At 67.0% G+C, this 26261-nt stretch carries 27 protein-coding genes; 20 read left to right on the top strand and 7 right to left on the bottom strand.

Annotated features, from left to right (window positions below; translation table 11 throughout):
* Positions 1-13 precede the first annotated feature (13 nt).
* Entirely contained in the window at positions 14-805 is a 792-nt protein-coding gene (locus AS031_RS11090) for an ANTAR domain-containing protein (RefSeq protein WP_228379618.1), read from the bottom strand.
* A 556-nt stretch (positions 806-1361) separates the two neighbouring features.
* On the opposite strand from AS031_RS11090, the gene arfA reads away from it, so the two are divergent.
* The 12 genes from arfA to AS031_RS11030 all read left to right on the top strand — a co-directional run bounded on the left by arfA (position 1362) and on the right by AS031_RS11030 (position 11979).
* Positions 1362-2924, top strand: coding sequence for an arabinosylfuranosidase ArfA (arfA, locus tag AS031_RS11085; protein WP_058268474.1), 1563 nt, complete (start codon positions 1362-1364; stop codon positions 2922-2924).
* 47 nt (positions 2925-2971) lie between these two features.
* Entirely contained in the window at positions 2972-3562 is a 591-nt protein-coding gene (locus AS031_RS11080; RefSeq protein ID WP_058268214.1) for an HhH-GPD-type base excision DNA repair protein, read from the top strand.
* A gap of 160 nt (positions 3563-3722) precedes the next feature.
* On the top strand, positions 3723-4727 hold the full coding sequence (locus tag AS031_RS11075) for a LacI family DNA-binding transcriptional regulator (protein ID WP_058268213.1): 1005 nt from the start codon (positions 3723-3725) through the stop codon (positions 4725-4727).
* Positions 4728-4814: 87 nt separating this feature from the next.
* Complete coding sequence (locus tag AS031_RS11070) at positions 4815-5372, top strand: cysteine hydrolase family protein (RefSeq protein WP_058268212.1); 558 nt, start codon at positions 4815-4817, stop codon at positions 5370-5372.
* A gap of 204 nt (positions 5373-5576) precedes the next feature.
* A complete protein-coding gene (locus AS031_RS11065; protein ID WP_058268211.1) occupies positions 5577-5879 on the top strand; it encodes an urease subunit gamma in 303 nt (100 codons plus the stop codon).
* A 9-nt stretch (positions 5880-5888) separates the two neighbouring features.
* On the top strand, positions 5889-6242 hold the full coding sequence (locus AS031_RS11060) for an urease subunit beta (RefSeq protein ID WP_058268210.1): 354 nt from the start codon (positions 5889-5891) through the stop codon (positions 6240-6242).
* Positions 6239-7984, top strand: a complete 1746-nt coding sequence (ureC, locus tag AS031_RS11055; protein WP_058268209.1) for an urease subunit alpha — start codon at positions 6239-6241, stop codon at positions 7982-7984. The genes AS031_RS11060 and ureC overlap by 4 nt, the downstream gene beginning before the upstream one ends.
* A 19-nt stretch (positions 7985-8003) precedes the next feature.
* Positions 8004-8489 carry an urease accessory protein UreE gene (gene ureE, locus AS031_RS11050; protein ID WP_058268208.1) on the top strand — a complete coding sequence of 162 codons (486 nt, stop codon included), beginning with the start codon at positions 8004-8006 and terminating at the stop codon, positions 8487-8489.
* Positions 8490-8639: 150 nt separating this feature from the next.
* Complete coding sequence (locus tag AS031_RS11045) at positions 8640-9308, top strand: urease accessory protein UreF (RefSeq protein WP_058268207.1); 669 nt, start codon at positions 8640-8642, stop codon at positions 9306-9308.
* A 30-nt stretch (positions 9309-9338) separates the two neighbouring features.
* Positions 9339-9956, top strand: coding sequence for an urease accessory protein UreG (gene ureG / locus AS031_RS11040; protein WP_058268206.1), 618 nt, complete (start codon positions 9339-9341; stop codon positions 9954-9956).
* Between the two features lie 146 nt (positions 9957-10102).
* Positions 10103-10933 carry an urease accessory protein UreD gene (locus tag AS031_RS11035; protein ID WP_058268205.1) on the top strand — a complete coding sequence of 277 codons (831 nt, stop codon included), beginning with the start codon at positions 10103-10105 and terminating at the stop codon, positions 10931-10933.
* Positions 10933-11979 carry a HoxN/HupN/NixA family nickel/cobalt transporter gene (locus AS031_RS11030; RefSeq protein WP_058268204.1) on the top strand — a complete coding sequence of 349 codons (1047 nt, stop codon included), beginning with the start codon at positions 10933-10935 and terminating at the stop codon, positions 11977-11979. The genes AS031_RS11035 and AS031_RS11030 overlap by 1 nt, the downstream gene beginning before the upstream one ends.
* Here AS031_RS11030 and AS031_RS11025 read toward each other — a convergent pair.
* The 3 genes from AS031_RS11025 to AS031_RS11015 all read right to left on the bottom strand — a co-directional run bounded on the left by AS031_RS11025 (position 11976) and on the right by AS031_RS11015 (position 14700).
* A complete protein-coding gene (locus AS031_RS11025) occupies positions 11976-12425 on the bottom strand; it encodes a transferase (RefSeq protein WP_058268203.1) in 450 nt (149 codons plus the stop codon). The two genes, AS031_RS11030 and AS031_RS11025, sit on opposite strands and share 4 nt — an antisense overlap.
* A gap of 118 nt (positions 12426-12543) precedes the next feature.
* Positions 12544-13203, bottom strand: coding sequence for a GntR family transcriptional regulator (locus AS031_RS11020; protein WP_058268202.1), 660 nt, complete (start codon positions 13201-13203; stop codon positions 12544-12546).
* Between the two features lie 159 nt (positions 13204-13362).
* Positions 13363-14700, bottom strand: coding sequence for an MFS transporter (locus AS031_RS11015; protein ID WP_058268201.1), 1338 nt, complete (start codon positions 14698-14700; stop codon positions 13363-13365).
* A 188-nt stretch (positions 14701-14888) separates the two neighbouring features.
* Between AS031_RS11015 and AS031_RS11010 the strand changes: the two genes are divergently transcribed.
* The 5 genes from AS031_RS11010 to AS031_RS10990 all read left to right on the top strand — a co-directional run bounded on the left by AS031_RS11010 (position 14889) and on the right by AS031_RS10990 (position 19410).
* Positions 14889-15713 (top strand): sugar phosphate isomerase/epimerase family protein, encoded by an 825-nt coding sequence (locus AS031_RS11010; RefSeq protein WP_058268200.1) that lies wholly within the window; start codon positions 14889-14891, stop codon positions 15711-15713.
* A gap of 100 nt (positions 15714-15813) precedes the next feature.
* Positions 15814-16587 carry an SDR family NAD(P)-dependent oxidoreductase gene (locus AS031_RS11005; protein WP_058268199.1) on the top strand — a complete coding sequence of 258 codons (774 nt, stop codon included), beginning with the start codon at positions 15814-15816 and terminating at the stop codon, positions 16585-16587.
* Positions 16588-16634: 47 nt separating this feature from the next.
* Entirely contained in the window at positions 16635-18398 is a 1764-nt protein-coding gene (locus tag AS031_RS11000) for a dihydroxyacetone kinase family protein (protein ID WP_058268198.1), read from the top strand.
* The gene (locus AS031_RS10995; RefSeq protein WP_306589756.1) at positions 18395-18886 is read left to right on the top strand and encodes an RpiB/LacA/LacB family sugar-phosphate isomerase; all 492 of its coding nucleotides are present in this window, start codon (positions 18395-18397) and stop codon (positions 18884-18886) included. Before AS031_RS11000 ends, AS031_RS10995 begins: the two co-directional genes overlap by 4 nt.
* A gap of 83 nt (positions 18887-18969) precedes the next feature.
* Positions 18970-19410, top strand: a complete 441-nt coding sequence (locus AS031_RS10990; protein ID WP_058268197.1) for an SRPBCC family protein — start codon at positions 18970-18972, stop codon at positions 19408-19410.
* On the opposite strand, the gene AS031_RS10985 is transcribed toward AS031_RS10990, so the two are convergent.
* Entirely contained in the window at positions 19388-20947 is a 1560-nt protein-coding gene (locus tag AS031_RS10985; RefSeq protein WP_058268196.1) for a carboxylesterase/lipase family protein, read from the bottom strand. The two genes, AS031_RS10990 and AS031_RS10985, sit on opposite strands and share 23 nt — an antisense overlap.
* Before the next feature lie 101 nt (positions 20948-21048).
* Between AS031_RS10985 and AS031_RS10980 the strand changes: the two genes are divergently transcribed.
* Positions 21049-21801, top strand: coding sequence for a GAF and ANTAR domain-containing protein (locus tag AS031_RS10980; protein WP_058268195.1), 753 nt, complete (start codon positions 21049-21051; stop codon positions 21799-21801).
* Here the strand turns inward: AS031_RS10980 and AS031_RS10975 are convergent.
* A complete protein-coding gene (locus AS031_RS10975; protein WP_058268472.1) occupies positions 21786-22076 on the bottom strand; it encodes a hypothetical protein in 291 nt (96 codons plus the stop codon). The two genes, AS031_RS10980 and AS031_RS10975, sit on opposite strands and share 16 nt — an antisense overlap.
* A 184-nt stretch (positions 22077-22260) precedes the next feature.
* On the opposite strand from AS031_RS10975, the gene AS031_RS10970 reads away from it, so the two are divergent.
* On the top strand, positions 22261-23082 hold the full coding sequence (locus AS031_RS10970) for a nucleoside hydrolase (protein ID WP_228379617.1): 822 nt from the start codon (positions 22261-22263) through the stop codon (positions 23080-23082).
* 96 nt (positions 23083-23178) lie between these two features.
* Here the strand turns inward: AS031_RS10970 and AS031_RS10965 are convergent, their stop codons facing one another.
* A complete protein-coding gene (locus AS031_RS10965; protein WP_058268193.1) occupies positions 23179-24438 on the bottom strand; it encodes a glycoside hydrolase family 1 protein in 1260 nt (419 codons plus the stop codon).
* Between the two features lie 217 nt (positions 24439-24655).
* Between AS031_RS10965 and AS031_RS10960 the strand changes: the two genes are divergently transcribed.
* Complete coding sequence (locus tag AS031_RS10960) at positions 24656-26212, top strand: ABC transporter substrate-binding protein (protein ID WP_058268192.1); 1557 nt, start codon at positions 24656-24658, stop codon at positions 26210-26212.
* Positions 26213-26261 lie beyond the last annotated feature (49 nt).

Below are 26261 nucleotides of genomic sequence, written 5' to 3'. Positions count from 1 at the left end.
TGGCCCGATCCGGTCAGTGGCCGAAGTGCGACGGGGGCGCGCCTTCCGGGAGCCGCTCCAGGATGTCCTCGGCGATCCTGCGCACCTTGACATTACGGTGGCTGGACGCCTTGGCCAGGATGGAGAACGCCTCGTGGTACGAGCACCGGTTCTGGGCCATGATCACCCCGCATGCCACGTTGATGGACGTCCGGCTGTCCAGTGCCGAGCGAAGGTCCGAGGCCATGGAACGGGCTGTGTGCAGGTCGATGGCCATCTGGAGGCTCCGGGCCGCGAGGCCGGCGAAAGCCCGGGCCTCTGCGATGGCCTGCAACGGGAAGGCCTTCGCGTCCTGGGCGAAGAACGCCAGTGCCGCCTGGGTCTCCGTGCGCCGGTCCGGCAGATGCCCGTCCGGCCCGCCGCCACCGGGGTGGCCTGCCTCGGGGCCCTCAAGCCGAAGCCGCACGCCCAGGACGCTGCCGAACCCGGCATGCTGGAGTTCGCTGCAGTAGCGCGGCCAGCGGAAGTCGCCATGACGTTGCAGCACTGCCACCGGATGGCCGCCGGCCAGCACCTCGCTGGCCGGGCCTTCAGCGGCCTGCTGCTCCCACGCCATCATGTGCACGGCCTCCGGAGAGGTGCCGGTGATCGAAGGCGTCCGCCGCGCCTGGTGCAGGACCGCGGCGCAGGCAATGCCGCGGCCGGCGGTTCCCCGCACCGACTGGGCCGCTGCGGCCGCCAGCCGGTCAAGGGACTCGGTCAGGGATTCCGCCCCGGTGACCAGGTCCAGCAGCATGGACTGCCCGGCAGCGCCAGCAGCCGGCACTGGGTGGGCCGGTGCCGGTAAAGCGGATGCCCCCGCCGGGTGCGGGCTGGCCTGTCGGGCGGCGCCGGGCGGTCCCTGGGACCGGGCACCGCGAAGGCGCGGAGACATGAGAGGGCCGGCGACGGCTGGGGGAGAGGCCTTGGTCTCAAAGGCCTCCTCGTCGCCGGCCCCGCTAATTACCCGTGTCCGCTGGACCGGGAAGTTTTGGCTCACCTGCCGTGCATGAACTGCCACTCTCACTACCCCCTGGTGAGCTGAATTCCTCCGGGACAAACCCCGTCATGTCCCTGTGAAAAAACCTAGTGGGCGGGCCGCCGGGGGTGAATGAGTAAGAGGTACTCGTCTTTCAGATTAGGTATTACTTGGATTCGCCGGAGCCCTACCTGCGCTTTCCCGTAGCCGCAGGTGGGCCGCGCGCGGGCTCAAAACAGGTGCTGGCCCCATAGCGGCAGCGGTGGTGCGACGGCGTACGCGGCCTCCCTTGACTCGTTCCGTCCGAGCATCAAGAATGTCTTTCTATAACGTTGTAAATTTGAAAGAGAACGAGGACCTTTCTGTGGCAACCCCTGAATCCCACTCCCACGCCGGACCCGCGGCCAAACAAGAGCCCGCAGCAGCCAAAGTAACCATCGATCCGGCCTTCACGGTCGGCCCCGTCCGCCGCCGGACCTTCGGCGCTTTCGTGGAGCACCTGGGCCGGTGCGTGTACACCGGCATCTACGAACCCGGGCACCCGGCCGCCGATGAAGACGGCTTCCGCACCGACGTCCTGGAACTCACCCGCGAACTCGGCGTATCCACGGTGCGCTACCCCGGAGGCAACTTTGTCTCCGGCTACCGCTGGGAAGATGGGGTGGGCCCGAAGGACCAGCGGCCCGTCCGGCTCGACCTCGCCTGGCACTCCACGGACCCCAACCAAGTGGGGGTGGACGAATTCGCGGCCTGGTCCGCCAAAGCCGGCGTTGAGCCCATGATGGCCGTCAACCTGGGCACCCGCGGAACCCAGGAGGCGCTGGACCTCCTGGAGTACTGCAACATCGACGGCGGGACCAGCCTCTCGGACCAGCGCCGCGGCAACGGCGCCCCCAACGGCTACGGCATCACCATGTGGTGCCTGGGCAACGAAATGGACGGCCCGTGGCAGATTGGGCACAAGAATGCCCTCGAATACGGGCGGCTCGCCGCGGACACCGCCCGCGCCATGCGGATGGTCGAACCGGACCTGGAACTGGTGGCCTGCGGCAGCTCCGGACCCACCATGGACACGTTCGGCGAATGGGAGCGGGTTGTCCTGACCGAAACGTATGACCTGGTGGACCTTATCTCCGCCCACCAGTACTTCGAAGACTTCGGCGACCTCCAGGAGCACCTTTGCGCCGGCCACCGGATGGACGCCTTTATCCGGGACATCGTCAGCCACATCGACCATGTGAAGTCCGTGAAGAAGTCCACCAAGCAGGTGAATATCTCCTTCGATGAGTGGAACGTCTGGCACATGAGCCGCGGTGAGTCCAAGGCACCCTCCGGCAAGGACTGGCCCGTTGCCCCCGTCCTCCTGGAAGACACCTACACCGTGGCCGACGCCGTCGTGGTGGGCGACCTGTTGATCACCTTGTTGAAGCACACTGACCGGGTGCACTCAGCGTCCCTTGCGCAACTGGTCAACGTGATCGCCCCGATCATGACCGAACCGGGCGGCCGCGCCTGGAAGCAGACCACTTTCCACCCGTTTGCCCTGACCTCGAAACACGCTTCCGGCACGGTGCTGCAGCTCGCCGTCGAATCCCCGCTGGTCAGCGGCGGCACGACGGCGGACGTCGCCGCCCTGTCCGCCGTTGCCACCTTCGACCCTGACAAGGGCGAGGCCGTGATCTTCGCCGTCAACCGTTCCGCCGAGAATGCACTTGCCCTGGACGCGGCCATTGCCGGGCTGGGGGCCGTCCGTGTGGTGGAGGCCCTCACCTACGCCAACAAGGACCCCTACTGGCAGGCGGGCGCGGACGATTCCACGTCCGTCCTGCCGTCCGACAACGGCTCCGTCAAGGTCGACGGCGGCCGCCTCACCGCCGGGCTTCCGGCCGTTTCCTGGTCCATGATCCGGCTGGCCGTGGACAACTAGCCGCCCCGAAGGCGTCCTCATGACGGCGGCGGCGCGCAGGTGGGAGGATGGACGGCATGGAGCTGCACATCACCGGTGATCCCGCCGCGGACAAGTTGTTGAGTGAGGACGCCTTTGCGCTGCTGACAGGCATGCTGCTGGACCAGCAGGTAACCATGGAGTCAGCCTTCGCAGGGCCCGAGAAAATCCGGACCCGCATCGGATCCCTGAAGCCCGAAGCCATCGCCAAACACGATCCCCAGGCCTTCGTGGAGATGTTCAAGGAACGGCCCGCCGTCCACCGTTTCCCCGGCTCCATGGCAGCAAGGGTCCAGGCGCTTGCCGAGACCGTGCAGAACGAATGGGGCGGCGACACCACGGCCATCTGGACCCAGGGCAACCCCGACGGCGCAGAGGTGCTGAAGCGCCTCAAGGCCCTGCCCGGCTTCGGCGACCAGAAAGCCAGGATCTTCCTGGCCCTGCTGGGCAAGCAGTGCGGCCTCCAGGCGCCCGGCTGGCGCGAGGCCGCAGGCCACTACGGCGACGACGGGTCCTACCTGTCCGTCGCAGACATCGTGGACCCTGAATCCCTGGTGAAAGTCAGGGCCAGCAAGCAGGCTGCCAAGGCCGCGGCAAAGGCGGCCAAGGCAAACGCCTGACCTCCCGCCGTCGTACGCCCTTTGGAGCCGGACAGGCGTTGCTGGGCCCGGACCGGAGAGCCGTTCCGCTCCTCGGGAGACCCCCCGGTTGCCGTCCCGGAGCCATCGTCTGCAACGATGTATCCCAGCATCCGGCCATCCCACGAAAAGGAGCCACCCTATGGCGGTCACCATGAACGACGTTGCAAAGGCGGCCGGTGTCTCGCTCAAGACCGTTTCCAACGTCCTGAACAACTACGAATTCATCCGGCCCGCCACCAAGCAGCGGGTCCAGGACGCCATCGCCGAGCTGGGCTACGAAGCCAACCTGACAGCCCGGAGCCTGCGGTCCGGGAAGACCTCTATGCTGGGCCTGGTCCTCTCCGACCTCTCCGCGCCCTACTACGCCGAGCTGGCGTCCAAGCTGATGAACGCCGCCGCCAGGCACGGCTACCGGGTCCTCGTCGAACAATCCGACGCCGACCCAGGGGCCGAACTCAATGCCCTCCAGGGCCCGTTCCGGCAGCTGACCGACGGGCTGTTGTTCACCCCGCTGTCCATCGGTGCCGACGCCATCGCCGGGCGTGCTGGCAGCAAACCGCTGGTGATGCTCGGCGAGCACATCGTGGACCCGCGGTTCGACCTGGTGACCATGAAGAACGGGGAAGCGGCCCAGGCACTGACCGCCCACCTGCTGGCCGGAGGCCGCCGCCGCATCGCCGTGATCGGCGCCCACCCGGAGGAGTCCGCCGGCACGGCCGGGCTGCGGCTCCACGGCTACCGCCAGGCGCTCGACCAGGCAGGTGCGCCCTTTGACCCGGCGCTGATCGCTCCCGGCGAGTGGCGGCGCGACGCCGGTGCGGCCGCCGTCGCCGGGCTGCTGGACTCCGGTGTGGAATTCGATGCCGTCTTTGGCCTGAACGACGTCCTGGCGCTGGGTGCCCTGCATGAGCTGCTGATCAGGGGGGTCAGCGTACCGCGGGACGTGGCCGTGGCCGGCTTCGACGACATCGACGAAGCCCGGTTCGCCTCGCCGTCGCTGACCACCGTCTCACCTGGCATGGACGAAATCGCGGAACGGTCCGTGGCACTCCTGCTGGACCGGCTCTCAGGCCGCGAAACCGCCGAGGCCGGAGTGCACGTGGAATCAGGGTTTGAACTGCGGATCCGGGAGTCGGCCCCCTGACCATCGAGCAGGTGACAGCGCCCCGTTTCGCCTGCCCGGCCCGAGGGTACGTTTCCCCCAACGGAGCGGCGAAGGAAAGGTGCGCACATGATTGCCCTTCTGGTCATCGACATGCAGAACGCATTCTTCGAAACACCGGAACTGGCTGAACAGCAGGACCGCGTGGTCAGCGAATGCAACAGGCTGCTCGAAGGCTTCGCAAAGGCAGGGCACGCGGCGCTGCTGGTGGGCACCGAGCACGAGCGTGACAAGTCCACCTGGACCCTGAGCATGCTCGACGACGACCAGGGCTTCATCTTCCGCGGCAGCGCGCAGGCGCAGTCCGTGCCCGGTCTGGCCAAGGGGGACCTGCCGCAGCTGAACAAAACCCGGGACAGCGCATTCGTGGGCACCAACCTGCTCTCCCGCCTGCGGAACTGGGGCGCCGACGAGGTGGTGCTGGCCGGCGTCTCCACCCACAACTGCATCGCCCAGACGGCTGCCGACGCGTTCGCGCACAACATCCGGGTCACATACGCCAAGGACGCCATGGCCTCGGAAGCCGACCAGGACGCCGCCGACATGCTCCGGATCCTGTCCACCACCTACCGGCAGCCCATCCAGTCCACCGAGGAAATCCTGGCCCGGCTTGACGGAGCAAAGTAGGGGCCGCTGAATCTCCCCGGCTTTGGGGAAGGACGACGGCGTGTCCCGGCCAATCGCCGTCGTCCGCGCTTCCTTTGACGTCAAAGGTGGGGAATTTCAGCGGGGCCGCGCGCAGGCGTCCGGATGATGGTCCTGAAACGTGGCGGAAACGTTAGCGTCCTACTCTGGGTCCACGCCGTCCGCAGGCCGCCGAAGGGACCCTTGATGCATCTGATGCCACGCGAGCAGGAAAAACTGATGATCGTGGTGGCCGCCGACCTCGCCCGGCGCCGCCAGTCCCGGGGGCTCAAGCTCAACTACCCCGAGGCCGTGGCCATCATCAGCTACGAGCTCATCGAAGGTGCCCGCGACGGACGCACCGTGGCCGACCTCATGAGCTACGGCACCACACTGCTCACCCGCGACGACGTCATGGAAGGCATCCCGGAGATGATCCATGACGTGCAGATCGAAGCCACCTTCCCCGACGGCACCAAGCTGGTCACCGTCCACGATCCCATCCGCTAAGGAGCCACAGTGATTCCTGGGGAATACATCCTCCGGCCCGAGCCCGTGACGGCCAACGCGGGCAGGGACGCTATTGAACTGTCCGTGACCAACACCGGCGACCGGCCGGTACAGGTGGGTTCGCATTTCCATTTCGCAGAAGCCAACGCTGCGCTGACGTTCGACCGGGAGGCGGCGTACGGCCGGCGCCTGGACATCCCGGCGGGCACAGCGGCCAGGTTCGAACCCGGGGACTCGCGGAGCATCCGGCTGATCGAGCTGGCCGGGCGCCGCGAGGTGTACGGCCTCAGCAACGCGGTCAATGGAAAGCTCGACGGCGGCACCCGCCAAAGCGGGCCTCTTACGGAAGGGGACGGACAGTGAGCTTCGAGATTCCGCGCCGGCAGTACGCCGACCTGTACGGCCCGACGACCGGCGACAGGATCCGGCTGGCGGACACCGAACTGTTCCTTGAGATCGAGCAGGACCTCACCGTGTACGGCGAGGAGGTGGTGTTCGGCGGCGGCAAGGTGATCCGCGACGGCATGGGCCAGAACGGCCAGGCTACCCGGGACGGGGACGGCCGGCAGGAGGACATTCCGGACACCGTGATCACCAACGCGGTGATCCTGGACTACACCGGCATCTACAAAGCGGATGTGGCGCTCCGGGACGGCCACATCCTCCGGATCGGCAAGGCCGGAAACCCGCAGATCACCGACGGCGTGGACATCATCATCGGGGCCGGCACCGAAATCATCGCCGGCGAACGGAAAATCCTCACCGCCGGCGGCATCGACACCCACATCCACTTCATCTCACCGGACCAGATCCCCACCGCCCTGGCCAGCGGTGTCACCACCATGATCGGCGGCGGCACCGGCCCGGCGGAGGGCACCAAGGCCACCACCGTCACCCCCGGAAAGTGGCACATCCACCGGATGCTGCAGGCGGCCGAGGCGTTCCCCATGAACATTGGACTGTTCGGCAAAGGCCACGCGTCCGCCGTCGAACCCCTGGCCGAGCAGATCCGCGCCGGCGCCATCGGCCTGAAAGTGCACGAGGACTGGGGCGCCACCACCTCCTCGATCGACACCTCGCTCACCGTGGCCGACGAATACGACGTCCAGGTGGCCATCCACACCGACACCCTGAACGAGTGCGGCTTCGTGGAGGACACCATCCGCGCCATCAACGGCCGCGTCATCCACACGTTCCACACCGAAGGTGCCGGCGGCGGGCACGCACCGGACATCATCAAGATCGCCGGCATGCCCAACGTCCTGCCCGCCTCCACCAACCCCACCCTGCCGTACACGCGCAACACCATCGAAGAGCACCTGGACATGCTGATGGTCTGCCACCACCTCAACCCGGACATCCCCGAGGACGTGGCCTTCGCCGATTCCCGCATCCGCGCCGAAACCATCGCCGCCGAAGACGTCCTGCAGGACCTGGGCGTCTTCTCCATCACGTCCTCCGATTCCCAGGCCATGGGCCGCGTGGGCGAGGTGATCACCCGCACCTGGCAGGTGGCGGACAGCATGAAGAAACAGCGCGGCGTGTTGGAAGATGACGACGGCGGCGCGCACGGCAGCGCCGGCAGCGACAACTTCCGGCTCAAACGCTACGTGGCCAAATACACCATCAACCCCGCCCTCGCGCAGGGCATCGCGGACACGGTCGGGTCCGTGGAGGAAGGCAAGTTCGCCGACCTGGTCCTCTGGGATCCCGCGTTCTTCGGCGTCAAACCGGAACTGGTGCTCAAGGGCGGGCAGATCGCCTGCGCCCTCATGGGGGACGCCAACGCCTCCATCCCCACCCCGCAGCCGCGCACCATGCGCCCCATGTTCGGCGCCTACGGGAAGACGGTGCAGCAATGCTCCATCACGTTCCTGTCCAAAGCCGCCATCGACGCCGGTGTGCCGTCGGAACTCGGCCTTGAAAAGGTTATCCGGCCCGTCTCCGGCATCCGGCACCTCACCAAAGCAGACCTCAAATACAACGACGCCACCCCCGACATCCAGGTGGACCCGGAAACCTACCAGGTCACTGTGGACGGCGAGGACGTCACCTGCGAACCCGCCGACGTGCTCCCCATGGCGCAGCGCTACTTCCTCTTCTAAAAGACTCCGGAGAACCCGCATGATCATCGACAAAGTCCTCGGCAACCTCCACGACCTGCCGGACCCCGACCTCACCGCCTACACCGGGCTGCACCGCGAGAAGGTCGTCCTGCCCAGCGCGGCCCTGGTCAAACGCATCCAACGGGCGACGACGGACCACGGCAACGAGATCGGCATCCGGCTCCCGTCCGGGGCCGGCGACCTCCGCGACGGCGATATCCTGCACGTCGCCGACACCAACATGATCGTCGTCTCCGTCCTGCCCACCGACGTCCTGGTCATCGCACCCCGCAGCATCCACGAAATGGGAGTCACCGCCCACTCCCTCGGCAACCGCCACCTCCAGGCACAATTCTTCGACGCGGACAGCGAATACGGGGCCGACGTCATGGTGTGCGCCTACGACCACACCGTCGAGGACTACCTTCGTCACAACGCCGTGCCCTACACCCGCCAGGAACGGGTCATGCCCGTGCCTTTCCGCCATGCTGAACACTCGCACTAATAACCCTGTCGCAGCGCTGCGCGCTCTACGGGAGGTGTCGCTTGGGTGCGCCGGCCCGGTTTGGGGGCCGTGCCCGCTTCGCGGTGCCCGCCACGCCGCGGCCCCCAAACCGGGCCGTCGCGATGCTCCGTTCCGTCGGGCGGCAGTGCGGTGAGCAGTTATCAGCTTGCTCTTCAACAGTTGGTTGATTCCGCTTTGCCTACTGGGGCTTTTGCTCACTCTTTTGGGTTTGAAACATACATCGATGCCGGGGTGGTCGCTGATGAGGCTTCTTTTGGTGGGTGGCTGTCGGCTTTTGTGGCGCAGTCCTTGACCTACTCCGATGGGTTGGCTGTTCGGCTGCTGTATGAGGGTGTTGGGCTGGGGGAGCTGGACTCTCTTTTGTCCGCTTCTCTGTTGCCGCGGCAGGTTCGGGAGGCGAGCGTGAAGATGGGCTCGCGGCTGCTCGAGATCGGGGCGGAGGTCTTTCCCTCGCCCGCGCTGGAACTGTACCGGGACCTGGTGGCCACCGGCCGGGCCGCAGGGCACCAGCCGCTCGCGTTCGCCGTCGTCGCCCGCTCCCTGGGCGTGCCGCTGCAGGAGGCGCTCGCCGCCTACCTCTTCGCCACCGTCACGTCCCTCACCCAAAACGCCGTCCGCGCCATCCCGCTCGGCCAAAACGCCGGGCAACGGGTGCTGCGCACAGCGCACGACGACGTCGCTGCCGCCCTCGACGCGATCGCGGACCTCACGCCGGACGACCTCGGCGCCGTCAGCCCCGGACTCGAAATTTCACAAATGCGGCACGAACGCCAACGTGCCCGGATGTTCATGAGCTAACCGTGCTTTCCGCTTCACAGGAGGAACACCATGACTGAACCCATCAAAATCGGCATCGGCGGGCCCGTCGGCGCCGGCAAAACCCAACTCGTGGAACGGATCACACGGCACATGAGCGGCGGCATCTCCATGGCCGCTATCACCAACGACATCTACACCATCGAGGACGCCAAGATCCTCGCCGCCAACGGCATCCTCCCCGTGGACCGCATCATCGGCGTCGAAACCGGCGGCTGCCCACACACCGCCATCCGCGAAGACACCTCCATGAACACCGCCGCCATCGAGGAACTCAAAGCCCGGCACCCCGACCTGCAGGTCATCTTCGTCGAATCCGGCGGCGACAACCTCTCCGCCACCTTCAGTCCCGAACTGGTCGACTTCTCCATCTACATCATCGACGTGGCCCAAGGCGAAAAGATCCCCCGGAAAGCCGGCCAGGGCATGATCAAGTCCGACCTCTTCATCATCAACAAAACCGACCTCGCCCCGCACGTAGGGGCAGACCTGGCCGTCATGGAGCGGGACTCCAAGGAATTCCGCGGCAACAAGCCCTTCTGCTTCACCAACCTCAAAACCGACGAAGGCCTCGAGAAGGTCATCGAATGGATAAGGCATGACGTGTTGATGCTTGATTTGGCGCAGTAGACATGGCCTCTCTCCACGTGCACGAAGGTGACGTTCGCGCTGAGGCGGCGAGGCCGGATTTTGGGGCCGCGGCGTGGCGGGCACCGCGGAGCGGGCACGGCCCCAAATCCGGCGAAGCCGCCGGACGCAACCACGGACAGTCACCAATGGGCGAGCTTGAGCTTGTGGTCGCCGTCCGGGGTCAGCGCTCAGTTGCTTCGCATCAGTACCACCGGGGTGCCTTAAGGGTTATGCGGCCTCATTATCTCGATGGCTCTGGGCAGGTTTGTTATGTCGTTGTGAATCCTGGCGGGGCTTATCTTGGGGCGGATCTCTTTCTGCTGGATATTGAAGTCCAGGATGGGGCTGACCTGCTGTTGACGACGCAGTCCGCTACGAAGGTGTATCGGACTCCGGGGTCTTTTGCGGAGCAGCGGATGGTTGTCCGGTTGGGGGAGGGGGCCCGGTTGGAATTGATGCCGGACCAGCTCATCGCCTACCGGGACGCCAGCTACCGGCAACGGACCTCCGTGACTTTGCGGCCCTCGTCGTCCCTGGTCATGGCCGAGGTAGTGACTCCCGGCTGGTCGCCTGACGGCGCCGCGTTCCGGTACGAGGAAGTCCGGCTGCGGAACGACATCCGGGTGGAAAAGGAGGCCGGCACCGAACTGCTGGCACTGGACAACCTGCTGATCCGGCCGCCCCACAACGACGTGACGGGACTCGGGTTCATGGAGGGATTCAGCCACCTCGGCTCGCTCGTCGCGGTGGACGCCCGCGTGGACCAGGCGCTCGCCGACGACCTGCACTCGCTGGCACAGGATCACCAGGCCAGGACCGGCGTGTCACTGACGCGCACGGTGCTCGGGACCACCGGGCTGGTGCTGCGGTCCCTGGCCAGCAACACTGAAGAACTGAACCGACTGCTCACGGCCTGCACCGGCCTCCTTCGGGAACGCTGGCGCGGGCAGGAGCCGCTGAAGCTGAGGAAACACTGATGACCGCGCTGACCAACATCGCCACCATGTACCAGCGCCGGGACGCCCTGCCGGTCAAGACCCGGCTGCTCTTCACCTTCGGTGCCGTGGCCGCACTGCACGCGGCCGCCGTCGTCCTCCTCCTGGCCGGACACGCTGGTGCAGACGGTCCCCAGGTGCTGTCCTGGGGCTTGGTGGCCACCGCCTACCTGGCGGGGGTGAAACACAGTTACGACTGGGACCACCTGGCCGCGATCGACAACTCCACCCGCAAGTTCGTGGCGCAGCGGCAGGACCCGGTGAGCGTTGGTTTCGCGTTCAGCCTGGGCCACAGTTCGGTGGTGACGCTGGCCGGTGTCCTGGTGATCGCCGGCGCTGCCATGGTGGGGGAGTTCATGCAGGACGGAACCACCGCAAACCTGGTCCTGGGGCTGATCGGCAGCGGTGTGTCGGGCCTGTTCCTGCTGGCCATGGGACTGTTTAACGGCTCGGCGTTCGCACGCTCGGCCCGGGCTTACCGCCGCGCACGGACCGGTGCCGCCGTCGATCCCCGCGAACTCGAACCGCAGGGACTGGTGGCTCGGCTCCTCAACCGGCCGCTGTCCAGGGTGCGGCGGCCGCGGAACATTTACGTGATCGGGTTCCTGTTCGGCCTCGGCTTTGACACCGCCACCACCATCGGGCTGCTGATGATGACGACGGCGGCCTCGCTGGCCGGGGTGCCGCCCTTCGCTTTGCTCGCGCTGCCCCTCGCGTTCACCGCAGCGATGACGCTCTGCGATTCGCTGAACGGCGTGGCCATGATGCGGATGTACCGTTCGGCGCTGGGGGATCCGCGGCGGACGCTGGGGTTCAACGCGCTGGTCACCGGCATCTCCGCCGTCTCGGCCCTGTTCATCGCGGTCATCACGCTCGGCGGATTCCTCCACGCCGCCTTCGCCCTCGAGGACCCGGTGACGGAGTGGCTCGGTGCGATCGACCTGGGCGACGCCGGCCTGCTGTTGGTGGCGCTGCTGCTGGCCGTGTGGGGCGGGGCGGCAGTGAAGGGACGGCGGTCCGCTTCCTAGGCGGCCATTCCGCGGGTCGGCCTGCGGTGCTGGCGGCTCTTGGCCGGCGTGACGGCCGGACGCGTTCCCTGGACCCGCTCCCCGCCGTCAGGGATGGTGGTGTCTGAATGGAGGTGGACCCCATGGCCGATCAGCACGCCGGACCCGATTCGGGAATGGCTGCCGATGTTGGCCCGGTTGCCGATCACGGTCCCGCGGCCCACCCGTACTCCATCACCGATCACGGTCCGGGGACCCACTTTCGCCTCACGGTCAATCCAGCTGCCGTGGCCGATCCTGCAGCCCGCGCCCACTACCGCGCCGTGCTCCACATAGCTCATGGGGCCGATCCTTGCGCTCTCGGCAACCACGGCGCCCGGCGAAACGTAACCACCGCCGTTGGCATGCCGAACGTAGCGGGTGACTTTGCCGGCGTCGTCCTCCACCGATTCAAACTTTGTGCTCATCACATCCCTCGTCAACACTGCGGGTTTTCTACCGCACAGTAGGTTAACGGTTGACATGCCACAGGGATTCCCGGAGCGTCAGCCCACGAGGCACGAGCCGGAATTGCGGTCCCGGCAGTCAGGAAACAAGGTTCGCGGCGGCGGTATCCATGTGTTCCAGGATGGTCTTGCGGGCAAGCTGGGCATCGCCGGTATCAATGGCGGCCACGATGTCGCGGTGCCGGTCGACGCTCATGTTACTGACTGCCCGTTCCAGGCCGGCAAACATGATGGACATCCGGATGGAGCCCTCCAGTGATTCCCAGGAGTGCAGCAGGGTTTCGTTGCCCGTAAGCCGGCACAAGGTGCGGTGGAACTCCAGGTCCGATTCGATCTTGTCCTCAAGCGATGCGGACGCACCTTCAGCCATGACGTCGATGGCCTTGTGCAGGGAATCGGTGACGTGCTGCCGCTCCGGCAGTTCGCACAGGGTCCGGGCGGCAAGCGATTCCAGGGCCGCGCGGACGGCGTAAATGTCCCGGATTTCCTTTTCGTCCAGGTGCCGGACCGAGAGGCGGCCACGGGGGCCGGCGGACAACAGCCCTTCCTGCTCGAGCTGGCGCAGGGCCTCACGCAGGGTTCCGCGGCTGATCTGCAGCATCTCGGACAACTCGGTTTCCACCAGGTGCCTTCCGGGCGCGAGTTCACCACTGGTGATCGCGGTCCGCAGCGCCGAGAGGGCCTGCTCGCGCAGGCTTTTCTTTTCCAGTCCCAGCAGCGGGGCGGTCAGTCCGGCCATGGCTTCTGTCCTCAATGTCATAAGTCGACTGTTTACAGTCGTGTGGATTCGATACTACGGCAGAAAGCACGGTACCGGCGGGTGCGGTGCCGTGCTTTCTGGCGGTGCCTGCGGGTGGGCGGCTTGCTGGTTACGCACCCAAGGCGGGGTGCTGTCGGGTCAGGCGTTCACCGGGTTGGGGGTGCTTTTGCTGGCCTCTTCCGCCAGGTCGCGCTCCCGCTTGCCCCAGGTTTCCCTGGTGGCGACGGCTGCCCAGAGGCCCACGGCGCCGTAGATGCCGAACAGCATGGCCGGGCCCATCCAGCCGAAGCTGACGAACAGCAGGGTGGTGATGAAGGGGGTGAAGCCGGACACCATGGCGGAGATCTGGTAGGCCAGGCTGGCGCCGGAAGCGCGGGTCTTGGCCTGGAACAGCTCCGGGAACCAGGCGCCCTGCGCACCGGCCAGGGAGTTCTGGCACACCGCGTAGGAGATCACGATCGTGGCGATGATGAAGATGAACATGCCGGTGTTGACCAGCAGGAACATGGGGATGGCGAACAGGACTGCAAATGCGGTGGACCAGACGTACAGCGGCCGGCGGCCGATCTTATCCGTCAGGGCGGCCCAGGCCTGGGTGGCGAAGATGCCGATGGCGGAGGCGATGCAGAGGGCGATCAGCGTCTGGGTCTTGTCAGCCAGGTGCTGGCTGTTGAGGTAGGAAATCATGTAGGTGATGGACACTGCGTAGCCGGCGGTCTCGGCGACGCGGAGGCCGATGCCCTTGACGATGTTGCGCCAGTCCGTCTTGATGACCTCCACAATGGGGGACTTCACAATGGCGCCGCTGTCCTTGACCTCGTCGAAGACCGGGGACTCGGGAACCTTGGAGCGGATGATCAGGCCCACTGCCACCAGCACGATGCTGGCCAGGAAGGGGATGCGCCAGGCGAGCTCGCCGCCCAGGTTGACGCTGAAGAGGAAGGTCAGGTTGGCCAGGAGGAGGCCTACGGGGAAGCCGGCCTGGACGATGCCGGTGTATTTGCCCTTGGCCTTCCATGGTGCGTGCTCGTAGCTCATCAGGATGGCTCCGCCCCATTCGGCGCCGAAGGCCAGGCCCTGGACGATGCGGACGAAGACGAGGAGGGCGGGGGCGAGCAGGCCGACGGCGGCGTAGGTGGGCAGCAGGCCGATCGCGAACGTTGCCAGGCCCATCAGGATGAGGGAGGTGACCAGGACGGGCTTGCGGCCCACCTTGTCACCAAGGTGTCCGCCGATGATGCCGCCGAGGGGGCGGGCGGCGAATCCGACGCCGAGGGTGGCGAAGGAGGCGAGGGTGCCGGTCACGGGGTCGCTTCCGGGGAAGAACGCGGTTCCAAAGTACAGCGCGGCAGCGGTGCCGAAACCGATGAAGTCATACGTCTCGATCACAGCGCCCACGCCGGAGCCAATGGCAACGCGCTTGGCGTCCTTGGTTCCGTGGACCGGACCGCGCATGGTCAGAGCATCTTTGCTCATGTGTGGTTCCCTTTCGAAAAGCGGCCGAAGGAAGTCCGCCGCTGTCGACTGTTAACAAATGATACGCCCCAGTGTGACCCGCATCATGCGTCAATGTCAACAGTCAACTCCATGGGTTGACTGTTGACAGTTAACCAAGCTACTGTGGTGGCCATCACTACTGCTCCGTACGAACCAAGGGATCAACGATGTTCCATTCCAGACTCGGTTGCTCATCGATCAGCTTCCGCCACCAGGACCTGGGTGCGGCCCTGCACACCATGAAGGGGCTGGGCTTCGAGGAAATCGACCTGGGTGCCTTGCCCGGCGTCTGCGACCACGTCCCGTACGAGCTCAATGACCCGGCCGTTGCCGCAGTTTCCGCGGAGGTGATTGCCTCCGGGCTCCGTGTCCGTTCGGTCAACGGGGACATCGGGGACCTCAACGCCGTGCTCGACGCCGATGCCCAGGCAGCGAGGGGGCGGCACCTGGATGCACTGCTCACCCTTACTGCCAACACCGGCGCCAAGGCGCTGGTCCTTCCGTGCGGCGCACTCAACCACGACCCCCTCCGCAGCGAAGGCGAGGACCTGGACCTCATCGCCGCCCAGCTCATCGGCGCCGGACAGCGGGCGGCGGAGTTCGGCGTCGAACTCTGGACCGAATCCCTGCACTTCCTGCGGTTCTGCTGGAACCTGGACCGGGCAAAGAAGCTGGCGGACCGGCTGGCAGGATCCGGCGTCGGGATCGTCATGGACTTCAGCCACATCGTCGCGTCCGGCGAGGACATCCAGGAATACCTGGACGTCCACCAGGGCCGGGTCAGCCACGTCCACCTGCGCGACGCCGTCCCGGGGAACATCAACCTCAGCATCAGCAACGGCCAGGCCGACTTCGCCGGCGGCCTGAAAAGGCTTGCCGCGGACGGCTACACCGGCCACTTCTCCCTCGAACTCGAAACCCGCGACGTCACCCACGACGAACGCCCCGCCGCCGCCGCCAAGGCAGCAAGTTTCATCACCGACCTCATCTGACCAGACCCACCATCGATTGCTGAGCAACTGCCGTTTTGACGCCTCATAAGGGCCGTTACGGAGCAATCGATCCACCCAAACAATTCAAGGAGCACCCACCATGACCACCATCCAGCGCACCGCCGTCCTCACCGGAGCCACCTCGGAGCGGGGCATCGGCCTCACCACCGCCCGGCGCTACGCCCGCCAGGGCTGGGCCATCGCCATCCTGGACCTCGACGGCGAGAAGTCCGCCAAGGTGGCAGCGGAAATTGGCAACGAATTCAACGTCCCCGCCTTCGGCCACGAGATCGACGTCGCCAACGAAGCCTCCGTCACCGCCGCCCAGGCCGCCGTCGCCGCCGAAGTGGCAGCCGGCAACCTCCCGCCCGTGGGTGCCCTGGCCAACATCGCCGGCATCACCTCGCCCGTCCCGTTCCTGGAAACCACCCTGGAGCTGTGGCACAAGGTCATGGACGTCAACGCCACCGGCACCTACCTGGTCACCAAGGCATTCCTTCCGGACATGATCGAGAACGGCTGGGGCCGGATCGTGAACATGTCCTCCGTGTCCGCGCAGCGCGGCGGCGGCGTGTTCGGCAAGGTCCCCTACTCCGCAGCCAAGGCCGCCATCCTCGGCTTCACCAAGGCCCTGGCCCGTGAACTCGGCACCACCGGCGTGACCGTCAACGCCATCACCCCCGGCGCCGTGGACACCAACATCCGCGTGGGCAGCACAGAAGAGCAGGAAGCCGCCATCAACGCCGGCATCCCGCTGGGGCGCAACGCCACCACCGAGGAAGTGGCCTCCGTGATCACCTTCCTGTCCTCCGAGGACTCCGCCTACCTAACCGGAACCGTGGTGGACATCAACGGCGGAAGCCACATGCACTAAGGGCCCCACAGCCCTTTCGAACCCCAACGGACGCCAGAGAGCCCACCATGACAAAGATCTTCAATGACCCCTCGGAGTTCGCCGAGGAAGCCCTCGCCGGCTTCTGCGATATCCATTCCGGCCTGGTCCGCCAGGTTCCCGGCGGCGCCGTCCGCCGGTACCGGCCCGCCCGTCCCAAGGTGGCAGTCCTTGCAGGCGGCGGCTCCGGCCACTACCCGGCCTTCGCCGGGCTGATCGGCACAGGGTTTGCCGACGGCGCCGTGGTGGGCAACATCTTCACGTCGCCGTCCGCGCAGCAGGCCTACTCCGTGGCCAAGGCAGCAGAATCCGGCGCCGGTGTCGTCTTCACCTACGGCAACTACGCCGGCGACGTGATGAACTTCGGCATGGCCAGCGAGCGCCTCGCCGCCGAGGGCATCGCCGTGGAAAACGTCCTGGTGACGGACGACATTGCCAGCGCCCCGCCGTCGGACATGGCCAAGCGCCGCGGCATTGCAGGCGACTTCACCGTCTTCAAGGTGATGGGCGCCGCCGCCGAAAACGGCGCGGACCTCGCCGAGGTAGTCCGCCTGGGCCGCAAGGCCAACAGCCTGACCCGCACCATCGGCAGCGCGTTCGCAGGGTGCACTTTCCCCGGCGCCGACGCGCCGCTCTTCACGCTGCCTGAGGGGCAGATGGGGCTGGGCCTGGGCATCCACGGCGAGCCCGGCCTGCACGACACCGACCTGCCATCCGCGAAGGAACTCGGACAGGAACTGGTGGCACGGCTGCTGTCAGAAACGCCGCCCAACGCGGGGGACCGGATCGCCGTCATCCTTAACGGGCTCGGCTCCACGAAGCATGAAGAACTGTTCGTCCTGTGGGCCACCGTGGCGCCGCTGCTCCGCGCGGCCGGCTACACGCTGGTGATGCCCGAGGTGGGCGAACTGGTCACCAGCCTGGACATGGCCGGCGTCTCGCTGACCGTCACCTGGCTCGATGACGAACTCGAGCCGCTGTGGGTTGCCCCTGCCGAGACCCCCGCCTACCGGCGCGGGACCGCGGCAGCCGAGGTGGGTGCCTCCGCCGGGGAGGACGCGGACGACGCCGGAGCGGACGCGGGTGCCTACAGCGCCACGGACGCCTCCCGCGGGTACGCGGCCTCCTGTGTTGCAGCCATCGACGCCGCGCGGACCTCCCTGCACGAGGCAGAGGAACGCCTGGGCCGGATGGACGCCATCGCCGGGGACGGCGACCACGGACGCGGCATGGTCCGCGGTGTGGATGCGGCGGCCGCAGCCGCAGCGGCTGCCCTCGAACAGGGCGCCGGCGCGGGCGACGTCCTGGCGGCCGCCGGAGACGCCTGGGCCGACAAGGCCGGCGGCACCTCAGGGGTCCTGTGGGGAGCCGGGCTGCGTGCCTTCGGCGAAACGGTGGGGAACTCCGCCGCGCCCGGCGAAAGGGACCTGGCGGCCGGGGTGGCCGCCTTCGCGGACCGGATCATCCAGCTGGGCAAGGCCGAGACCGGCGACAAGACAATGGTGGACGCACTGCTGCCGTTCACCGCAACCTTCAGCCGCAAGGTGGCCGAAGGCTCTGCCCCCGTGCAGGCCTGGGCGGAAGCCGCCGCTGACGCCGCAACCGCTGCCGAGGCCACCGCCCAGCTGCTGCCCCTGAAGGGCCGGGCCCGTCCACTGGCAGAAAAGAGCCTGGGCACCCCGGACCCGGGGGCCACCTCGCTGGCCATGGTGTTCCGGGTCATGGGCCCGCACTTCGCCGGGAACATCCCGGCAGCACAGGAAAACACTTCCCGGGAAAGCATCGGGGCATGAGCACGGAAGGACAAGCCATGAGGCTGAGGCTGATTGTTGGCGCTGACGAAGCGGGCGTCGACTACAAGGACAAGGTCCTGGAGGACCTGCGCAACGATCCCCGTGTCAGCGAGGTCATCGACATCGGGGTCAACCGCGGGGATGCCCCGGACGACTTCACCAAGCCGTACCCGTATGTGGGCATCGCTGCCGGTGAAATGATCCGGGACGGGGCCGCGGACCGGGCCATCCTCTTCTGCGGCACCGGCATCGGGGTGGCCATCGCCGCCAACAAGGTCGAGGGCATCCGGGCCACGGCCGCGCACGATTCCTTCTCCGTTGAGCGCTCCATCCTCTCGAACGACTGCCAGGTCCTGACCATGGGCCAGCGGGTGGTGGGCCTCGAGCTGGCCCGCCGGCTGGCCAGGGAATGGATCGGGTACACCTTCGACCCCGGGTCCGCCTCCGCGGGCAAGGTCAAGGTTCTGACGGACTTCGAGGCCTGCTAGCGGGTTCACTCCCGGGGCGGGGCGGCACGGCAAAAGTTCCCAAGGCCTGCCGCCCGGCCCCGGCGTACTCCTAGACTGGGGTGATGATCACAGTCTCCGGAAGTGTGGAAACCAAACTGTCCGCTGAGAAGGCCTTCGCCTTCATGAGTGAGTTCGAAAACACGAGCAAGTGGGACCCCAATACCCCGGTGATGGACAAGATCACCCCGGGTTCGGTGGCTGTCGGCCACAAGTACCATGCCGAATCGGAGTTCCGGGGCAAGCGCCAGACCCTCATCTATGAGGTCATCGAACTGCGGGACGGCCACATCAAACTCCGTGGCGAGAACAAGACCGTCACCGCCTTCGACTCCATCGACGTCAGCCCCAACGGTGCCGGCTCCGTGGTGAAGTACACGGCCGAATTCAGCATCAAGGGCCCGGCAAAGATCGTGCAGCCGCTCCTGAAGCCGATGTTCATGCAGTTGCGCGACCCTGCGCTCAAGGGAATCCGCGACACCCTTAACGGGCTGGCAGCGTCCTGACCCGGTTTTCGGCGAACAACCTGCGGATCGCTCCGCGCGGATCCTCCTCCACTCGCGGGACCTCGTCGAGGATGAGGGTGCACCGGTCCGGTCCGTAGTCCGGCCAGGCCAGCCCGGGTTGGTCCGGTGACCCGGTCCGGGCGAAGGCAGCCCATGCCCCGCTCATCGCATCGCCAAGGGCGGCCGGGGCTTTCCCGCGGGTCAGGTAGGCGGCCTCCGGGGACAGCAGGTGCCGGAAAACAAACGGGATCTCCAAGGTGTGGCAGGAGCCCAGCTTTCCACCCATGGCGGGACTGGGCCAGGTGAAGAGGTAAGCGAACGTCCTGCCCGTGGCCACGCCGTCGGACCCCGGCCTCGCGTCAAGCAGGTTGTTGCTGGGCTGGCGGTACACCGAATCGGCGATGGCCGCCTCCAGCAGTTCCCTTCCACGGGGCGGGCGGCCCAGGACGTCCGCCACTGCGTCCGGGTAGCCCGGAATGCGGTCTTCCGGCAGGCCGCCGTCGGCCAGGACAGCGGCGGCGCGGTCCGGGTACTCCGGATCCCCGGGGCGGTCCGGCCGCAGCTGGACGGCGAAGGACCCTTCGTTGAGGTTGGTGCCCACGATCAGGTCCACGCCGCTGTTGGTCCCGCGCCTGATGCTGTCCAGCGGCGGTTCCGGCAGGGACGGTGTTTCCGCGCTGGGCTGGAACGGCAGGGGAATGGCGAAGCTGCCTGCGGCCAGATGGTCCTCCAGTTGCCGCTGGGCCCGCAGGAGGCGCTCCACGGGCATGGTCAGGAGTTCGCTCGCCGAGCTTTCATCCAGGCCGCACAACCGCAGGAACCCGGCCGTCACCCGGGCCGATGCCTCCGGCGTCCGGAAGCGCTGCGCGGTGCCGCTTTGCATGATGGCCCGCCGGAAGAGGCCTTCCGACGCCGGCATGCCCAGCAGGGTGCCGATGGCCGCCGCACCTGCGGACTCGCCGAACAGCGTGACGTGGTGGGGGTCGCCGCCGAAGGCTTCGATGTTGCCCCGCACCCAGCGCAGCGCCTCCAACTGGTCCAGCAGGGCAAGGTTGGACGAATCCTCGAAGCCTTCACCGAGCAGATGTGCCAGGTGGAGGAAGCCAAGCGCCCCCAACCGGTAATTGATGGCCACGACCACCGTGCCCGTGGCGGCGGCGAGGTTGGCGCCGTCGTACATCCCGTCACTGTTGGCGCCCATCAGGTACGCGCCGCCATGAATCCACACCATGACGGGCCGGGGCGGACCGTCCAGGTCCGGCGTCCAGATGTTCAGGTTGAGGCAGCCTGCTTCGCTCCAGCGGTACGGCTCATCACCGGGCGGCGCTGCAGCGTCCGGATTTTGCGGAGCGGCCGGCCCGTGCGAGGTGGCGTCCATGTCACCGCTGTGGCCGGACACGGGGACGGGAGGGCGGAAGCGGCGGTCCCCGGCCGGGGACCCGGCGTAGGGGATGCCGAGGAACCGGTGTACGGTGGCGCCGTCCACGTCCTCGGTGCTCCCGAGGAAGGTCCCGCAGGGGGCAAAGGCAAGCGTCATGATTCACACCCTACGGTGTTCGCACGGGTACGCTGTGAAGTACCGTTCGGCAGGGGGCGGCCATGGTTCCATGGCTATCAAATGTGTCGAGAGGAAGACTGGTGGTTGACACCGGGATATCAGGTGGCGGGGTTTTCGACGATGTTGCGGCCCACGTTCAGGACCTGGTCCTGCAGAGTCCTGATGTAGCACGGCTCCTGGACAGTCTCGCCCTGTACGCTGTGGCCCGCCTGGGCAGCGTGGGCCCCGATCTGTTTTGCGGCATCTCCGTCAGCCGTCCCAAGAAGCCCACGGCCGCAGCAGCCAGCGATGCCAGGGCAAGGCTGCTGGAGCAGCTGGAATTCAAGTTCGGGCAGGGCCCGGGGGACGCGGCCGTCAGTACGGCGGCGACCGTCCATGTGGAGGATCTGCAGGGCGAGGAACGGTGGCCGCGCTACGCTGCCGCCGCTGTCCACCAGGGCGCAGGCTCGGTCCTTGCGCTGCCGCTGCAGCTCGAAGGCGCCGACAACGGCGTCTTCACCCTGTACAGCAGCGAGCGGTCCGCCTTCAGCGCCGAGGCCATCTCCACGGCGGAAGCATTCACGGAACAGGCTTCCAAGGGCCTGACGTTGACCCTGCGGATGGCCAAGCTCCAGGACACCAAGGACGGCCTGACGGCAGCCATGCAGACGCGGACGGTCATCGACCTTGCCACCGGCGCGATCATGGCCCAAAACCGCTGCAGCCAGGACGAGGCGTTCAAGGTGCTGCGGGAAGCCTCCAACAGCAGGAACATGAAACTGCGGGACGTGGCGTCCCTGGTGGTGTCCTCCGTCGCGGGCGGCGCGAAGACCTTTACCTACTTTGACGAATAGGGATCCTTGGGGCCGGCATGCATGACGGCCAGCGGTGAATTGCTGTACGGCGCCCTGACCACCAGGTCCGCCTCGGCGCAACGTTCGTTGACGCTTTGGGACAGGGCATCCCGCTCCTTCTCCGGGAGGGTGCCCGTCCCCAGGCTGTAATCCCTGATCTCCTGCTCCGAGGCGTCCCCGCCCAGGGCAACGTAGTCAAGCCACAGCTCGGCGATATCAAGGTTATGCAGTTTGATGACGGCGCCGGTCAGGGCCTGCTGGTCCACTGCATCCATCATTCCCTCCTAGCAAAGGCAGGTTTGGTCTCCAGTGGTTCGGTGCTGCAACGGCCGGGGATGGGCGGGACCTCGAAGTTTTTTCACCGGTTCAGTGTGCCGCTGATTGGAAAACCGGCTGCTCCTGCGGCCGGGATCCGGCGAAGCTGGGCGGACACACCGATCACCAAGGACCAGGATGGACATGATTTCCGTTGAACCCCGCTGCAGCGTCATCATCGACAACGACTGGGCCGGGGACCCGGACGGGCTGGTCGCCCTGGCCCACCACGCGCTCTCGCCGGCTAACAGGATTGTGGCCGTCACGTCGTCGCTGACAAACCCCATGTTCGGGCCGCCGGAAGGGAAGGCGGAGGCGGGCGCACGGCTTGCCGGGAAGCTTCTGGGGGTAATGAAGGTGAAGGTGCCGGGAGGCGTCCACGCCGGACCGGACACCGGGTTCACCGGTACGCCCCGCAGCAACCCTGCAGCGCATGCCATCGTTGACGCCGCTGCCGGGGAGGGGCTGCCCCTGGTCCTGGTCTGCGCCGGTCCGCTGACCAATGTTGCTGATGCGCTGTTGCTGGAACCGGCCGTGGCCTCCGCGCTGACGCTGGCGTGGGTGGGCGGGGCTGCGGGGGAGGAGGAAGAGTACAACCAGTACACCGATGCCGCCGCTGCCGACTTTGTCCTGGGGAACCCGGAGCTGGCCGTGTGGCAGTTCCCCGCCGAGACGTACCGCCAGCTCGCCGCCCCCGTGACCGAACTGGACCTGGCGTTCCGCGAGGGCGGGCCGGCCGGGGCGTGGCTCTGGGAACACTTCAACAGCCTCGAGGTGCCGGACTTCGTGAAATTCGGGCCGCTGTGGCGCCTTGGCGACAGCGCCCCGCTCATCGTGACGGGGCTTGACGGGGCCGGCTCCGCCTACGAAGAGTCCGGGTCCAGGCGCCGGACCTACACCTCCGTGGACAGCCGGCTGATCGTGGCGGACTTTGTGGCGAAGCTGAGGTTGCAGCAGTACACCTGAGCCCGGTGGCCGGGCCGGCGAGCGTGGCCTGCGCAGACACCAGTGGCCCGGACCCGCTGCGGCAGGTCCGGGCCACTGGTCGTGTCCGGCGGGGTATCAGGCGGGCTGGGTGACCCGCGCTGCAGTATGCTCCCGGGCGAAGGTCCCCAGCCACCGTCCGCTGTCCTTCGGGGTGCGCTCCTGGGTGGAACGGTCGACGGCGATCAGGCCGAACTTGGGCCGGTAGCCGAAGATCCACTCGAAGTTGTCGAACGCCGTCCAGGCAATGTAGCCCCGCACGTCGATGCCGTCGGCAAGGCAGGAGGCAACGCCGTCGACCGCGGTCTTCAGGTACGCCAAACGCTGCGTGTCATCCTCGGTGGCAAGGCCGTTCTCGGTGACGATCACCGGTACACCGGCAACACGCCAGGCCTCCCGGACGGTTGCCTCCAGGCCCTGCGGGTAGATCTCCTCACCCATCTGGTTGGTGGCGGCTCCCTCCGGGGCGGGAGCGTGCCCGTCCGGGCCGTAGACAGTTCGGCCGTAGGTCTGGATGCCCACGAAGTCGTCGCCGCGGGAGGCCTCGAGGAACCGTTCGTTCACCTCCCGGCGGACCCGGTCAGCGATCTCCTCGCCTCCGGGGGCCGACTGGATGTCCGAGTTCGCCAAGGTCCATCCCACCTGCAGGTCCGGGCGGTGCGCCTTGATCGCTGCGGTGCCTGCCCGGTGGGCGGCGAGCTTGACGGCGAAACCGGCCCCCGTGGAGCAGAACTGGAACGGTGCCACTGTGGCGGCATCGACGCCCAGGCGCTCAGCGGCGGCTGCCCACACGGGAACCTTGCCGCGGTTCTCCGGTGCCTCGCCCCCAATGCCGAAGGATTCCAGCAACCACGGCAGGTTGGGTTCGTTCAGGGTGCACGCGACACCGATCAGGTCGCCGAGGTGTGCCATGGCCCGGTCGCAGTAGCGGGCGAAGAGCTCCGCTGTCCGGTCGCTTTCCCAACCGCCGGCCCGCAGCAGCCACAGCGGCGAGGTGAAGTGGTGGAAGGTGACCACCGGAGTGAGGCCATGCTCGTGGCAGGCCTCAAGGACCCGCCGGTAGTGGTCCAGTGCAGCGGCCGAGAAGCGCCCCTCCTCGGGTTCGATCCGGGCCCACTCCAGGGAAAAGCGGTAGGTGGTGAAGCCCAGCCCGGCGATCAGCGCAATGTCCTCGCGGTACCGGTGATAGTGGTCCACCGCGTCCCCCGACGGTTCAGCGAAGATCGTCCCGGGCAGGTGCTCCAGGAACCAGGTATCGCTGTTGACGTTGTTGCCTTCCACCTGGTGGGCCGCGGTGGCCACGCCCCAAAGGAAGTCCTGCGGAAACGGGTTGGTCATGTGGTTCCTCTCGTGATGGGGCCCGTGGGGCTCCCAGGCGTCTCTGCCTTCATCCATCCTGAGCGGGTGCGTGACGCCCGCCACAATACTTTTTCAATCAATGACATTGTCATGTCTGGTCCTTCTCGTCCCGCCGATTCTTGAAGGGTGCCGGAGACCCCCGGCCCCCTGAATTCTTTTCCGTTTGCAGTCACCGACGAATGCGAAGGCGCACCAGATGAAACTCCTGACCACCACCGCCCGCGGCAGCGCTGCCGTCCTTACCGGCGCCCTGCTGATGGGCTCACTGGCCGCCTGCGGCGGCGGGGCCCAGTCCGCCAACTCCACCGTGGACAAGTCCACCCTGACCATCGGCGTGGAAAGCGACTCGGCCTCGTTCGGCTACGACCCGATCCGCGTGGCGGACGCCCAGCGCCAGTTCATGGAGGGCCTCTACGACACCCTCCTGGACCTGCAGCCCGACGGAACGGCCGGCCCCGGCCTGGCCACGAAGTTCGACTACAACGCGGACAGCACCGTCCTGACGCTGACGCTCAAGGAAGGCGTCACCTTCACGGACGGTTCAACCCTGGACGCCGCCCTGGTCAAGGCCAACCTCGACCGGCGCAGCGACACCGCCCTGAGCACCTACTCCGCCATCGCCAAGGGCGGCGCACAGGAAATCGCCAGTGTCGACGTCGTCAGCCCCACCCAGGTGGCCATCACCTTCGCCAAGCCGCAGCCGGGCTTCGAAAAGAACCTCACCTCCACGATGGGCATGATCGTGGGCAAGGCGGGTGTGGCGGACAGCGCCAGCCTGGCCACCACCCCGGACGGCTCCGGCCCGTACACCCTTGACCCGTCCACGGTGAAGGGCAACAAGTACGTGATGGTCAAGAACGACAAGAACGACGACGCCGCCGACTACGCCTACAACAAGATCGTCTTCACCGTCATCATGGACCCGCAGGCCCGCGCCAACGCACTGGTGTCCGGCCAGGCCGACGTTGCCCAGCTGACCTCGCCCACCGTGGACTTCGCGAAGTCCAAGGGCGTCGGGGTGTCCCGGATCGGCGGAACCGTCCAGACCATGGTCTCCTTCGACAAGACCGGCAAGACGGCCCCCGCGTTCGCCAGCGAAAAGGTCCGCCAGGCCATCCAGTACGCCATCAACCGGCAGGCGCTGGTGGACGCGCTCCACAAGGGCGACATCCCCACCTGGAACGCCCTGCCCAAGGACTCGGCCGGCTTTACCGGGGACCTGGAAAAGACGTTCGCCTACAACCCGGAGAAGGCCAAGAGCCTGCTGGCCGAGGCAGGCTACGCCAACGGCTTCGAGTTCACCATCATCGCCGGCGCCCAGACCCAGACGGACCTGCAGGCCGTCCAGAAGGACCTTGCCGCCGTCGGCATCACCATGAACGTCAAGATGGCCGCGTCCACCGACGAAGCCTTCGCCGCCGTCGCCACCACCCCGCTCGGCTACGCGCCGCTGGGCTGGGACAACCCCGTGGGCCTGATGTACGGCGCCATCCTGAACGGCTTCACCAACGTCCAGAAGGCCACCGATGACCAGCTCAGCGCCGCAACGGGCGAGGCAGCCGCGGCCAAGGACGACGCCGCGAAGAAGGCCGCCCTGACCAAGCTGAACACCCGCCTGGTGGAGTCCGGCTGGCTGATCCCGCTCTACGAGTCGCTGTCCAACTGGGGCTACAACACCAAGAAGGTCTCCGAGGTGACGTTCGCCGGCACCAACGCCTACCCGCTGCTCTCCTCCTACAAGCCCGCCAACTGATCCAATCCGCCCGGCGCCCCGCATCAACCGGGGCGCCGGGCCTGACCAA

Origin of the sequence: Pseudarthrobacter enclensis, from assembly GCF_001457025.1 — a bacterium.
GTDB lineage: Bacteria > Actinomycetota > Actinomycetes > Actinomycetales > Micrococcaceae > Arthrobacter > Arthrobacter enclensis.
This window is presented reverse-complemented; position numbering and strand designations above follow the sequence as displayed.

Excerpts from the sequence above, each read along its gene's own strand:
- AS031_RS11080 (WP_058268214.1), top strand. The coding sequence starts at position 2,972 with ATGGACGGCATGGAGCTGCACATCACCGGTGATCCCGCCGCGGACAAG.
- AS031_RS11075 (WP_058268213.1), top strand. The coding sequence starts at position 3,723 with ATGGCGGTCACCATGAACGACGTTGCAAAGGCGGCCGGTGTCTCGCTC.
- AS031_RS11070 (WP_058268212.1), top strand. The coding sequence starts at position 4,815 with ATGATTGCCCTTCTGGTCATCGACATGCAGAACGCATTCTTCGAAACA.
- AS031_RS11065 (WP_058268211.1), top strand. The coding sequence starts at position 5,577 with ATGCATCTGATGCCACGCGAGCAGGAAAAACTGATGATCGTGGTGGCC.
- ureE (WP_058268208.1), top strand. The coding sequence starts at position 8,004 with ATGATCATCGACAAAGTCCTCGGCAACCTCCACGACCTGCCGGACCCC.
- ureG (WP_058268206.1), top strand. The coding sequence starts at position 9,339 with ATGACTGAACCCATCAAAATCGGCATCGGCGGGCCCGTCGGCGCCGGC.
- AS031_RS11035 (WP_058268205.1), top strand. The coding sequence starts at position 10,103 with ATGGGCGAGCTTGAGCTTGTGGTCGCCGTCCGGGGTCAGCGCTCAGTT.
- AS031_RS11030 (WP_058268204.1), top strand. The coding sequence starts at position 10,933 with ATGACCGCGCTGACCAACATCGCCACCATGTACCAGCGCCGGGACGCC.
- AS031_RS11025 (WP_058268203.1), bottom strand. The coding sequence starts at position 12,425 with ATGAGCACAAAGTTTGAATCGGTGGAGGACGACGCCGGCAAAGTCACC.
- AS031_RS11020 (WP_058268202.1), bottom strand. The coding sequence starts at position 13,203 with ATGGCCGGACTGACCGCCCCGCTGCTGGGACTGGAAAAGAAAAGCCTG.
- AS031_RS11015 (WP_058268201.1), bottom strand. The coding sequence starts at position 14,700 with ATGAGCAAAGATGCTCTGACCATGCGCGGTCCGGTCCACGGAACCAAG.
- AS031_RS11010 (WP_058268200.1), top strand. The coding sequence starts at position 14,889 with ATGTTCCATTCCAGACTCGGTTGCTCATCGATCAGCTTCCGCCACCAG.
- AS031_RS11005 (WP_058268199.1), top strand. The coding sequence starts at position 15,814 with ATGACCACCATCCAGCGCACCGCCGTCCTCACCGGAGCCACCTCGGAG.
- AS031_RS11000 (WP_058268198.1), top strand. The coding sequence starts at position 16,635 with ATGACAAAGATCTTCAATGACCCCTCGGAGTTCGCCGAGGAAGCCCTC.
- AS031_RS10995 (WP_306589756.1), top strand. The coding sequence starts at position 18,395 with ATGAGCACGGAAGGACAAGCCATGAGGCTGAGGCTGATTGTTGGCGCT.
- AS031_RS10990 (WP_058268197.1), top strand. The coding sequence starts at position 18,970 with ATGATCACAGTCTCCGGAAGTGTGGAAACCAAACTGTCCGCTGAGAAG.
- AS031_RS10985 (WP_058268196.1), bottom strand. The coding sequence starts at position 20,947 with ATGACGCTTGCCTTTGCCCCCTGCGGGACCTTCCTCGGGAGCACCGAG.
- AS031_RS10975 (WP_058268472.1), bottom strand. The coding sequence starts at position 22,076 with ATGGATGCAGTGGACCAGCAGGCCCTGACCGGCGCCGTCATCAAACTG.
- AS031_RS10970 (WP_228379617.1), top strand. The coding sequence starts at position 22,261 with ATGATTTCCGTTGAACCCCGCTGCAGCGTCATCATCGACAACGACTGG.
- AS031_RS10965 (WP_058268193.1), bottom strand. The coding sequence starts at position 24,438 with ATGACCAACCCGTTTCCGCAGGACTTCCTTTGGGGCGTGGCCACCGCG.
- AS031_RS10960 (WP_058268192.1), top strand. The coding sequence starts at position 24,656 with ATGAAACTCCTGACCACCACCGCCCGCGGCAGCGCTGCCGTCCTTACC.